Raw genomic sequence first — 10,984 nt, forward strand, 5'->3', positions numbered from 1 at the left:
GTATGCACTGTGTCCATTCTAAGCCTAACGGTCGAAACCGAACCGCAGACTCGCAGATCACACCGTCATCCGGTAGGTGGCCGCTGAACAGCGCTTACGGATGAGCGGGGGACGGAGCCATTCAAGTTCGAGCGCTGCTAACTGTGCAGACGCAGCTACAAAGAAATGAGGGTGTTCTCGGCGCGGTCGCATGCGGTCATTGTAGATGACCAATCCGCCGTGTTGATGCAGTGCCCTTCGGCGTCCTTCAGGCACCTTGCTCTCCCGGCTTGCCTAGGATCCGCCATTGGCCAATCGGAGAAGTGGCGGCCGCTCGCTAAGGGCTCGCGTAGGGAGAGCCATAGTTCTCGCAAGTTTGCGCTACGTAGTTGTCCGGGGAGCAATCGGCTTTCGGAGTGCTAGCGGACCAAGGGCGAGTATGGCAGGACGTCTGCATGTGACCGACTTTGTTGAAAAAGGCGCCGGTTGCGACTCAGAGATACCAATGATTCAGTCTGTCTAGCTGGCAGGACTGAAGATCATGATGGGGCGTCGGCAAGTCAATACTTCGGTCGATCGATAGGTTCGTAGAGCTTGAGGATCTACGACGGGAGTTGGCGCCGTTCTACAGCAAAATCGGACGACCTTCGATCGATCCCGAACTGATGATCAGGATGCTCCTGGTGGGCTATTGTTTCGGCATACGATCGGAGCGGCGCCTCTGCGATGAAGTCCACCTCAATCTGGCGTACCGCTGGTTTTGCCGGCTGGGTCTGGACGGGGCTGTCCCTGATCACTCGACGTTCTCGAAGAACAGGCACGGCCGCTTCCGAGAGAGCGCTCGTTTCCGTCGCGAGTTCGAGACCGTCTTGCGGCGCTGTATCCGGGAGCATCTGGTCGGCGGCGAAGGGTTTGCAGTTGACGCGAGCCTGATCAAGGCGGATGCCAATCGGCAGAAGGGGATCGAAGGCGATAAGGGGCTTCCACCGGAGGCTGCGGGCCGAGCAATCGACGAGTACCTCGCTGTTCTTGATGATGCTGCGTTCGGCGCCGCGACGGAGGTCACTCCCAAGTTTGTATCGCCCTCCGATCCGGCGGCACGCTGGACCGGAGCACACGGCGGCCAAGCGTTCTTTGCCTACTCGACGAATTATCTGATCGATGTCGAGAACGCGATCATCGTCGATGTCGAGGCGACCACGGCAATCCGGCAGGCGGAGGTGTTGGCCGCCAAGCGCATGATTGAGCGCTCGCTTGACCAGTTCGATCTCTATCCAGGCAAGCTCATGGGCGACAGCGCCTATGGTTCTGCCGAGATGCTCGGCTGGCTCGTCTATAAGCACGGCATCGAGCCGCACGTGACGGTCTTCGACAAGTCGGCCCGCAAAGACGGAACCTTCTCGCGCGAGGACTTCACCTACGAGCATGCCGGCGACATCTATACCTGTCCCGGTGGCAAAATGCTGACCACGACCGGAACACTCGTGAACGATGGCGCGACGATGCTCTACCGGGCGAGCAAGCACGCTTGCGCAAGTTGCGCCCTAAAGGCTCGCTGCTGCCCAAAGGACTTGGTTCGTAAGGTGCCGTGAGGGCGCTCGCGACATGGCGCGCGAGATAGCGCGTTCCCTGGGAAGGCCGCACTTCGCGTCGGCTCCGCAAGAAAGTCGAGATGCTGTTCGCGCACCTCAAACGCATTCTCAAGCTCGACCGCTTACGCCTACGAGGCTCAAATGGCGCACATGATGAGTTCATCCTCGCAGCCACCGCCCAGAACCTTCGCAAGATGGCCAAGCTGATCCCGATGCAAATCGCCAAGCCCGCATAGCGGCCGGCAAACATGCTGGCGCCAAATACATCGAATTCTTGCAACCCTTTTTCAACGGTATCGACCCATGGCGGACTTGCGGTGCTATTGTTTGCCAGGGGAGGATCATCCCTCCGGTCCGGGAATGAAGCAGCGCCACAAAGGAGTCATTCTTCCATCGGCGTAGGACGGCCACCACCAAACCATCGACCTACCGCTGAGGTTCTGCCGGTTGAGCACGACAGAGTTTGGCACGTCAAACCACTGCCCGGGTTCGTTTGGCCGATGCGGATGTTTCAGAAGGACTCTATAGCCATTTTTTGCCATATCCCACTCGGCCTCCGCATATTGGCCGTCCCCACCATCACAGCACGGCTCACCTGCCTTGTTCTTGAGACTTTCGAACCAAGCGTTCAGTTCTGGTCGCATCAGGTCATGTGAACAGGCTGTGTTGATGCCGAAAAATGTGACCGTACACAATCCCACCGTGCGCGCTACGATCAACCGATAAAGATGCGCCGGGCGTCCATTGGAACTGGTCATGGAAAACCTCCGTTTCCCAGCCCGTTTGCGTAGGTCGTCGGAACCGCGCGAAGGTTCAACCGGAAGTGCATGCCGTTAGAGGTGCCGATCACTTCCTCGGCAGGGCATTTATTTTGTTTGCGTGACGCCGAGTCATTTCGCCTCTTTGACCAACCTCGGACATATCTGCACCGGGGCAAGTAGCCCTTTGCGTTTCCGGTAAGGCCGCCGCCTCACCGGACCGATTGAGCCTCGACCACCTTAGTTGAATGTTTGCAGCCTCAATTTGAGCCATCCGTCTGGTTGGCGTTCGAAGATGTGCGTCGCTAAACCACTGAAGGGAGACGGCTTGCCCTCCTTCTCCCTCCCCGTGGCGCTCCACTTGGCTGTGCCGAAAACAACCTAGTCGTCTCCACCGGCGTCGATCATCTCCAACTTGTGATCCGTCACACCGCTCGCGAAGAGTCCGGCAAAGAACGTCTCGATCTCTGCCGGACCAGACGCGACCTGATATGTGGGCGGCATCAATTTTGCCGTCGCGACATAAGAAGCCCCGATGGCCTTCTCGTCATGCTTGTTGAATGCCGCATCCCAAGCGGCGTAAGCCTTCTCCACGTCCCCCTTGGCGTCCCCGGCCGACGAAATTCCCGGCGTGCCGAGCAGACAGACGACTAGTGCTGACATTTGAACCATCTTCATAGGATCTCCTCCAACAAATTGATGCATTTCCCGATTGCTCCGATAATCAATTCAGTCGTCTGCGGCGGCAAAAGCGCGATCGCGCGTCGCTATAACCACCCTGGCCGGCTATTGGACGATCCGACGCGAAAACATCGGCGGCCTGCAACGATTGTCGACCATGGCCGCTTCCGAGCTATCCGTTTCCACACAACCAAGACCTGAAGCCGACACCACCCCCGCCTCCAATGTGCTAGGCTGAAAGCCGGTCAGATGCCCCCGGGGGCCCCATGAAGCGGCGCGAGCTTATCACGCTGATTGCCGGCGCTGCGGCATTTCCGCTCAAAGCCAGCGCACAGCGGGCAGGCCGGCGGTACCGCGTTGCGGCATTGGGGCCGGTACCGCCCAGATTTTTCGATGAGCTGAGCAGAGCCGGCTTAGTCAGAGGCAGCAACCTTGAGATCGATAGCCGCGGCGACAGCGTGACTGCCGCGTCGTATGCCAGTGTGGCCGTTGAACTGACCGAGGCAAGTCCAAATGTCCTGATCGCGGTCGGGGCCGAAGCAGGGCGTGCAGCACAGAAAGCGACGCAGCGCATTCCAATCGTGGTGATCGCGGACGACTTGCTGGGCAAGCTTGTCGCCTCAATGCCGCATCCCCAAGGTAACACCACTGGTGTTTCCATCTTTGCCTTCCAGCTCGACGCCAAGCGACTGGAGTTGCTGCATGAAGCACTGCCCAGTGTTCGGCGAATAGCCGCTCTCGCCGACCGCCTGCCCATACCAAATCTGAGCGCTCTCGAAAGTGCCGCCAAGAGGCTCGGCGTCGAGATCGTTCCGTTTGCCGCACGATCCGAGGAAGATCTCATCCGTATGATTGACGCCATGAAGTCCGAAGAGTTCGAGGCAGTCAACCTGGTTTGGCATCGCCGATCTTGGCATCGAAATTCCAGTATCTGATCCGGATCGGCTGGCCCTCCGCCGCCTGCCCGCCATTCTGCAGTGGCCCGAGCAGGCGGAAGAAGGCGGACTGATGGGATACGGTCCCCGCCTCAGCGCGGTCTTCGACCAATGCGCGCGTCAGGTCGCAAGACTATTGCGAGGTGCAAAGGTGGCCGAGGTGCCTGTTGAGCAGCCGACCAAGTTCGAACTGGTCATCAATCTCAAGACAGCAAGGACACTAGATGTCGAAATCCCACCAGCGCTGCTTTCCCGTGCAGACTCGACGATCGAGTGAGTTCGCGACCCTTCATGGTATCGATTGACGCAGCTTCGGCGAATTGAAGTAGGCCCTGTCGGCTACGCCGGGAAAGTTCCTATCTAAAGTCGGCGAGCCTCATTAATTTCTGCCGCATACCCTAACATATGACGTAACGCTTAGAAAGTCAGCAGGCGTAGACTTGTTTGCATCACAGTCCGGACCGTGGCTTTTATCTTTGATGAGAACGCCGATTGCGCTCCCGCCTTCCTCTCATGGAATGGAGCGGCGCAGTGCAAAAAGCGGCGCCGCGTCAAACAAATTCGGTCCCTCGAAGTGCGGCTTGCTGACGAAGCGGAGCGCCTCCGTAAGGAAGCCAAATCGCTTCCCCCGGAATTCGCAAAGAGGCGCCTCTTCACCTGCTCTCGCTGCGCCACAATCGGTGAAGCTAGAACGCCTCGAAAACCTCCCGAGACTAAGTCGATCTGAACGGGCGCAGTAGGTCAGCTTGTGGCGAACGAAAACCGCTCCTAGTCCAATCGCAGACTTCTCAGCCGCTCCCCAGACAGCCGAGGTGGCCTCGGCCGTGTCATATTCTGCAAAGTTAGGAACGAGGTTTCGGCTTCCACATTCCTTGTGAGATGCAATCGGGAGCCTCAGCATGGCAATGCAAATTGTGATGGATAACAGCGGCGACAGCCGGCACTTCTTCGATAATGCTAGTGCAGACGCCTTGGCAGAGGCGGAGAGGCTGTTTTTGGAATTTACCGGCAAAGGGTACACAGCAGCGGTCCGGAAGGAGCCGGGTCAGGTACTCAAGATCACCTCTTTCGATCCGATCGCCGAAGAAACATTGTTCTTCCCGCGCCTTGTTGGCGGGTGATCACCAGGTGAACAACAAATACGGTTCGCTGTGCCGCTGGAGCCTTCGAAGCCTGGCGCTGTCGAGGCTGTATCAAGCAGCTAAGGGCGAAAAAACGGTTCACGCGCGCTCAATGAGGCTTCTGCGGTCATGGCTTTCGCCTCAGCAGCGGGTCGAGTTTGACACGAAGGGATACTTCGACATCGTCGGTTGCGATACGGGAAAGCGGTACCGCATCCGGCGGGGAACGTCCGCTAACGTCAACGAGATCGATGAGTACGGGCGGCTCGGAACCGGGCGGTGCTTCGTCCCATTGGGTGGCTTGGCCCAGGGTGACGTCATGCTTGCTCAAAAGTTGGCTCTCGAAACCGACGAGAAGCGCGCCTTGAGCGTCGCGAACAGGTTCCCGGGACCGATCGGGTGGCGCCTACTTGATAGTCGTTCCTCAGAGGAAAGAAGATCGCGCGTACGACTTTATCCCAGCTAGATTCGGCTTGAGAATCTTGCATTCAAGCGGCTCTTCACCTTAGTGCATCTATGCGTTAGGCGACGGGTATCCGATCCCCAGGCTGACCTTGAGCCACATCGATCACGTGGCGGTCAGGTCCGACAGTGATCACGATCGTGTAGCTTTTTTGAGCTCCGGCCTGGTCAGTCGGAGGTGCAAGGTGCAATTGGCCTCCGTACCAGTCGCCCGGCAGGAGGGTATTGTCCTTGATAACGGCCTGCTCGAGAACCGCCATGTTGCGCTGCCCTGTTTCGATTGTGGCAGAAATCATCGCTTCGTTCTGAGCGGTCGCGTTGCCTTGCGCAATTGCCGCGGCCGTCGGGCTGTAGAACGTGCCGGTTCGTCCGCTTGGCGTCGTGTAGCTGCCGTAACCGGCTCGAGAGGCGCTGTATGCGTTGGCGCCGGCGGCGACGCCTGTGAGGAGGGCAGCGGCAACCTGCCGGTTCTTCTCCTCCTGAACCAGCATCTCGTATGTGACGATCTTCATTTCGAAGTCTGACCCGGCGGCGTGCTGTACCGCTTCGACTTGTCCGACCCGAAATTCGACAGGCTGCCGGCTCATATTGTTGATGCCAACCACGAAGACGGGCCGGCCGTTGGCTTGTAGCTGACGGGCTGCCGGTCGCACGAGGACCACGGAGCTTTTCTGCCGAGAGACGAGGGCAGGTTGCCCGTCCCTCATCAGAGCTTGTTGCTGCGGGTTGGACGCTTTGAATGAAACCGTCTCGCCGGCCGTCATGCAGCCAGCGAGCGTGGCGCAGGCCGCCGCCATCACTAAAATGCGCATGCTGAAATCCCCCTCGAAAGGATTATGCAAGCGCAACCGCTGCGGGAGAGCAATAAATACTTCGCCGAACTAGTAAAATACGGGGGCGCCGTTTGGGATTAATGGGGTCTCTGGTTTTTATCAGCCATCCGGACCTTCTCTCTTAGCCTCTCTAGGCCCTCCATTGCTTGGAGCAATCACCAGATCAGATCGGAGACCATGTGTGCCAGAGTGGGCTTGCGCGGCTTCGGGGCTCGAGATTTCTGTTTCATGGCGAAGCGGCTCCCTGCCAGGACCGACGGAGATTGCTGGGTCCGCAAAGACCATGCCAGCGGAGTGCGACCGGGATTTCACGCAGAGAGCGCTTTAGGCGGGCGCAAGGACTATCGGGCGGGCGGCCCCTTCCATCCATAGGAGGGGGACGGGATCTGGCCAGTGATGTCGACGTCCTTTTCGTCAGAGAGGCGCCAGGCCGCCACGCCGAAGCAGACGGTCAGGACCACGGCTGTTGTTAGCAGCAGCATCGAGGCGCGCATCGTGTGCGCGGAAAGGATGACCAAGGGCAGGACCTCGTAATCGCCCGCGCTTATATTTCTCACGGCCTGCGGGCGCGTGCCGCCGATCTCATCACGCGGGAGCTCGGTCCAGAGACGGAGATCGAGGCCACGCGCAAGCTTCAGCAGGAGGTGACGGCCGAGCGGTTCACGCGCCTTGACCGGGCCCTTCTGCGCGATGCGCCGGAAGGCGCCCTTGAACTCAGCGCGATGCCGGCGAGGGATTCAGTCTGGCAAGCCGCCCGGATCGGGCGGCTGCGAACGCTGGAGCGGATGGGACTTGCGGAAGAGACCGGTCCCGGCCAGTGGCGGATCGATGCCGCCCTCGAGGCAAAGCTCAGGCGCATGGGCGAGCGGGGCGACATCATCAAAACCATGCACCGCGAGCTTGCCGCGGCCGGCCTGTCGCGGGCTGCCGGCGGCTATACGATCTTCGATGCGGGACCGAGCAGTCAGCGGCTGGTCGGGCGCGTCGTCGGTGAGGGGTTCGCCGACGAACTGAGGGAGCGCCGCTATGTCGTCGTGGATGGCATCGACGGGCGGACGCACTATGCCGAGATCAACAGCCTCGACGGCCAGGATGAGCCACCGGTCCGGAACACGGTTATCGAGCTCAGCTCTCCCGCTGCAGAACCGCGCCAGATCGATCGAACCATCGCGAAGGTCGCCGCCGCCAATGACGGCCGTTACAGCGATCAGCTTCATCGCCAGTTCGACCCGCAGGCCTCAAGCGAGTATGTCGCATCCCACGTGCGGCGTCTGGAAACGATGCGGCAGCAGGCCATGGTCAGCCGGCTCAGTGACGGGACTTGGGCTGTCGGTGAAGATCACCTCGATCGGGCGCTTCAGTATGAAATCCACCAGCGCGCCCCCCATCCCGTGCGGGTTGCCGTGCTGTCATGGCAGAGGCTTGAGGATCTCCCTCAGGCGGTGGGCGCGACCTGGCTCGATCGTCAGCTTGTGGCCAAGACGCGCGAGGCGCCGGGGCCGACCGGAATGGGGGCTGAGGTCGAGGCGGCGATGCGGACGAGACGGCAATGGCTGATCGAGCAGGGGCTTGCGCGCGAGCAGGATGGTCAGATGCGCTATGCGCGGGATCTGTTGCGGACGCTTGAGGCGCGTGAACTCAGCCGGGCAGCCGCAGATATTGCTACGCGAACGGGACTTGAGCATCTCGACGTCAATGCCGGCGACACTCTCACAGGCGTCTACCGGCGCATGCTGACCCTGAACAGTGGCCGCTATGCGCTGGTCGAGCGATCCCGTGACTTCGCACTGGTGCCGTGGCGGCCGGTGCTGGAGAGGGCCCGCGGGCAGCTGGTCACCGGCAGCGTGGGCGGCGAGGGCATATCCTGGTCGATCGGCATCAAGCGCGGGATCGGACGCTAGCTAGGGCGCTGGGCGGCTGGCTGGAGGCAGCTCGTTTCTTCGGCGAGGCGGTTCGCGCAAAGCTCTCGCAATTGCGCGCAACGTGCTGAAGTTCTTGATGCTTATACTATGCCCGCGAGAATAGCGTAGCTCGCGGTGGCCTCCGCGCCGGCGGACCGGTGGCTGCAAGCGTGGACAATGACAGCCGGGAAAGTTGGCGCTGACAGTACGTTGCGGCTAGGGGGCGCGCCTCCAGAGGTTCGCTCGCCGGCAACCAACGGCATTCAAGCGACGAGCGAATAACTTGTACTTCGGCCTCCGCCTTCGTCCTTGGCGAGAATGCCCTGATCAACGAGGTCCTGGATGTCGCGCAAGGCAGTGTCGGGCGAGCACTTTTCGAGTCTGGCCCATTTGCTAGATGTCAGCTTGCCCTGGAACCCGTCGAGCAGGCGGTTCAACATGTCGCGCTGCCGCTCATTGATCCGGGCTGTGGCATGCCGCTTCCAGAAGTCGGCTTTTGCAAGCACCGCTGCGAGAATGGTCTCAGCTCCAGTGAAGGCGCGGTCGAGGCAGCCCAGGAACCACTCAAGCCAAGGCGTGACGTTGAGGTCGCCCTTCTGGGTGCTCTCCAGCATGTCATAGTACGTCTTCCGCTCGCTGCGTATCTGGGCCGACATGCTGTAGAAGCGCTGCGGAATTCCTTCAGAGCGGGCAAGGGACATGTCGGCGATGGCGCGCGCGATACGTCCGTTGCCATCCTCGAAAGGGTGGATGGTCACGAACCAAAGATGCGCGATTGCGGCTTTGATGATGGGGTCAATCTTCTCCTCAGTGTTGTACCATTCCAGAAACGCGGTCATTTCAGCATCGAGCTTTTCCGCGGTCGGCGCCTCGTAGTGGACACGCTCACGACCATAATCGCCCGAGACGACCTGCATCGGTCCGGCCGACGCATCCCGCCAGGCTCCTACCGCGATTTTCTTCAGGTTGCTGCGGCCCGTCGGAAAGAGCGACGCGTGCCAGCCGAAGAGCCTTTCCGCAGTAAGCTCGGCTTCAAACTTCCGCGTGGCGTCGAGCATCATCTCGACAACGCCTTCGACATTGCGGTCGGCCGATGGCAAGGCGCCCGCGTCCATACCGAGGCGCCGCGCAAGCGAAGAGCGCACCGCCTCCTTGTCGAGTTTCTCTCCCTCGATTTCGCTCGACTTCAGGACTTCCTCCGTCAGGGTGGTCAGGACAGCTTCTTCCTGCTGTGCGAACCCCAAGGTCTGCATCCGGCCTATGAGCTGGCCTTGCCTAAGCCGGACAGCCGCGAGCAGCTTCGCCAAGGCATCGATATCCCAGGAAAAGTGAGGCCAATCAGGCAGTTGGTGGATGTATTCTGACATTCTCCGCACTTCTTGCGGAGAATATGGCGGCTATTCTCCGCATGCGCAAGGGAATTCACCGCAATTTATGCGGAGAATAGGGCGGCTATTCTCCGCATCGAGCAGGCCCCTGGGCATGGTTACGGCTTCCCTAACCACCTCGCTCCCGGCGCTTCCCCGGCCGAAAATCCGCCGACGCGCGAATGTCGTTGCGACGATTGCCTAGCCGTGGCGCCTGAACGAGACGGGGTGTGCCATCACCGCGATAGTTGAGGGGCCGTTCTCTCGCGCGAAATTATACTCGTCTCCGGCAAATGAGCATAACCGGCTCGGTCTTCGGACTCTCGCTGGTGCCGCAAATTCGAGAAACGATGCGCCAACGAGTCCGTTCGATTCGTCGCTCGCTTCCTTGCTTACAGACCTCGGTGAGCCGAGCAATCAGCTGAGCCGGACGATTGATCCAGTTTGGTCAGGCCGTTCACCTTCTATTGAGGCGCTTCCTCAACCACGCTGAACCTGGCCCATCATCGCTCTCTCACTGATGAGTTTGATCGACACGGATCTCGTTGCTGACCGCGATTTTTGTTCCGGTTGAACGCTAGAGCTTCTCCCGCTTTTCATCTCGCCGCGCTCGCTAACGCGAGTGAGTGGGGCGGAAGATGTTTCCAGCAAAAATCAACATCGGACAGATTACTGTCGTATTCGGCATCGTCATCGCGTCGGCGTGGGGAGCAACGCAGTGGATTGCGGCTGCTCTCGGTTTTCAGGAGCGGCTCGGCGCGCCCTGGTTCCTTGTTGTCGGCTATCCGGTCTATTTGCCCTGGCGCTTGCGGTCGCTGGAAGACGAGAACACGAAGCTGAAGCGGCTTCTGGCAGACGCCATGTTGGACAATGCGGCGCTGAAGGATCTCGTGGGAAAGAAGCGGTGACGCCCGCGGGGAAGCGGAAAGCTGTCGCTCATCTGGTGGATGCCCATGGGATGAGCGAACGGCGGGCGTGTAAAGCCATCGGCTGCTGCCGCATGACCATGAGATACCGGACGACCCAGGCTGACGATACCAGCCTTCGCCAACGCATGAGGGCGATCGCCCAGGAGCGCCGCCGCTTCGGCTATCGGCGGCTGCATGTTCTGCTCAGGCGGGAGGGCTATCTGATCAACCACAAAAAGCTCTTCCGGCTCTATCGGGAAGAGAAGCTGACGGTGCGCCGCCGTGGTGGCCGCAAGCGGGCGATCGGGACCAGGGCGCCGATGCTGGTTCCGATGACGCCGAACGACCGTAAGCGTCGTTCTCAGGCCACGGCTTTGAGGGATTGCGCGCGATAGGCCCAGGGAAGCAGCTGATCGATTTCGCTGTTTGGGTGATCGTCGAAGATTC

9 protein-coding genes and 3 pseudogenes are annotated in these 10,984 nt (G+C 60.2%); 7 read left to right on the plus strand and 5 right to left on the minus strand.

From position 1 onward, the window contains the following. Positions 1-542: 542 nt before the first annotated feature. Positions 543-1,807: pseudogene (locus IVA81_RS02340) on the plus strand (IS1182 family transposase); the annotation flags it as partial. A gap of 105 nt (positions 1,808-1,912) precedes the next feature. Here the strand turns inward: IVA81_RS02340 and IVA81_RS02345 are convergent. Together IVA81_RS02345 and IVA81_RS02350 are read right to left on the minus strand one after the other, a co-directional pair. Beyond that, positions 1,913-2,329 (minus strand): hypothetical protein, encoded by a 417-nt coding sequence (locus IVA81_RS02345; protein WP_247311663.1) that lies wholly within the window; start codon positions 2,327-2,329, stop codon positions 1,913-1,915. Between the two features lie 381 nt (positions 2,330-2,710). Beyond that, positions 2,711-3,007 carry a ketosteroid isomerase family protein gene (locus tag IVA81_RS02350; RefSeq protein ID WP_247311666.1) on the minus strand — a complete coding sequence of 99 codons (297 nt, stop codon included), beginning with the start codon at positions 3,005-3,007 and terminating at the stop codon, positions 2,711-2,713. Positions 3,008-3,276: 269 nt separating this feature from the next. Between IVA81_RS02350 and IVA81_RS02355 the strand changes: the two genes are divergently transcribed. From IVA81_RS02355 to IVA81_RS02360, 3 genes are all read left to right on the plus strand, one after another. Beyond that, entirely contained in the window at positions 3,277-3,945 is a 669-nt protein-coding gene (locus IVA81_RS02355) for an ABC transporter substrate binding protein (RefSeq protein ID WP_253075484.1), read from the plus strand. 73 nt (positions 3,946-4,018) lie between these two features. Continuing rightward, positions 4,019-4,222 (plus strand): ABC transporter substrate binding protein, encoded by a 204-nt coding sequence (locus IVA81_RS40390; RefSeq protein ID WP_253075485.1) that lies wholly within the window; start codon positions 4,019-4,021, stop codon positions 4,220-4,222. Positions 4,223-4,844: 622 nt separating this feature from the next. Further along, entirely contained in the window at positions 4,845-5,066 is a 222-nt protein-coding gene (locus IVA81_RS02360) for a WGR domain-containing protein (RefSeq protein ID WP_247311669.1), read from the plus strand. A gap of 521 nt (positions 5,067-5,587) precedes the next feature. On the opposite strand, the gene IVA81_RS02365 is transcribed toward IVA81_RS02360, so the two are convergent. Continuing rightward, positions 5,588-6,340, minus strand: a complete 753-nt coding sequence (locus IVA81_RS02365; protein WP_247311672.1) for a hypothetical protein — start codon at positions 6,338-6,340, stop codon at positions 5,588-5,590. Positions 6,341-6,702: 362 nt separating this feature from the next. Further along, the gene (locus IVA81_RS02370) at positions 6,703-6,879 is read right to left on the minus strand and encodes a hypothetical protein (protein ID WP_247311675.1); all 177 of its coding nucleotides are present in this window, start codon (positions 6,877-6,879) and stop codon (positions 6,703-6,705) included. A gap of 126 nt (positions 6,880-7,005) precedes the next feature. On the opposite strand from IVA81_RS02370, the gene IVA81_RS02375 reads away from it, so the two are divergent. Continuing rightward, positions 7,006-8,262: a DUF3363 domain-containing protein gene (locus tag IVA81_RS02375; protein WP_247311678.1), complete on the plus strand. Its 1,257-nt coding sequence runs from the start codon at positions 7,006-7,008 to the stop codon at positions 8,260-8,262. Positions 8,263-8,525: 263 nt separating this feature from the next. Here the strand turns inward: IVA81_RS02375 and IVA81_RS02380 are convergent, their stop codons facing one another. Continuing rightward, on the minus strand, positions 8,526-9,629 hold the full coding sequence (locus tag IVA81_RS02380) for a Fic family protein (RefSeq protein WP_247311681.1): 1,104 nt from the start codon (positions 9,627-9,629) through the stop codon (positions 8,526-8,528). Between the two features lie 638 nt (positions 9,630-10,267). On the opposite strand from IVA81_RS02380, the pseudogene IVA81_RS02385 reads away from it, so the two are divergent. Then, positions 10,268-10,438: pseudogene (locus IVA81_RS02385) on the plus strand (conjugal transfer protein TraG); the annotation flags it as partial. Then, a pseudogene (locus IVA81_RS02390) lies at positions 10,433-10,872 on the plus strand (IS3 family transposase); the annotation flags it as partial. The pseudogenes IVA81_RS02385 and IVA81_RS02390, both read left to right, overlap by 6 nt. Positions 10,873-10,984: the final 112 nt, after the last annotated feature.

The organism is Bradyrhizobium sp. 141 (genome assembly GCF_023074055.1).
In the GTDB taxonomy this organism is placed as follows: domain Bacteria; phylum Pseudomonadota; class Alphaproteobacteria; order Rhizobiales; family Xanthobacteraceae; genus Bradyrhizobium.

Excerpts from the sequence above, each read along its gene's own strand:
- IVA81_RS02345 (WP_247311663.1), bottom strand. The coding sequence starts at position 2,329 with ATGACCAGTTCCAATGGACGCCCGGCGCATCTTTATCGGTTGATCGTA.
- IVA81_RS02350 (WP_247311666.1), bottom strand. The coding sequence starts at position 3,007 with ATGAAGATGGTTCAAATGTCAGCACTAGTCGTCTGTCTGCTCGGCACG.
- IVA81_RS02355 (WP_253075484.1), top strand. The coding sequence starts at position 3,277 with ATGAAGCGGCGCGAGCTTATCACGCTGATTGCCGGCGCTGCGGCATTT.
- IVA81_RS40390 (WP_253075485.1), top strand. The coding sequence starts at position 4,019 with ATGGGATACGGTCCCCGCCTCAGCGCGGTCTTCGACCAATGCGCGCGT.
- IVA81_RS02360 (WP_247311669.1), top strand. The coding sequence starts at position 4,845 with ATGGCAATGCAAATTGTGATGGATAACAGCGGCGACAGCCGGCACTTC.
- IVA81_RS02365 (WP_247311672.1), bottom strand. The coding sequence starts at position 6,340 with ATGCGCATTTTAGTGATGGCGGCGGCCTGCGCCACGCTCGCTGGCTGC.
- IVA81_RS02380 (WP_247311681.1), bottom strand. The coding sequence starts at position 9,629 with ATGTCAGAATACATCCACCAACTGCCTGATTGGCCTCACTTTTCCTGG.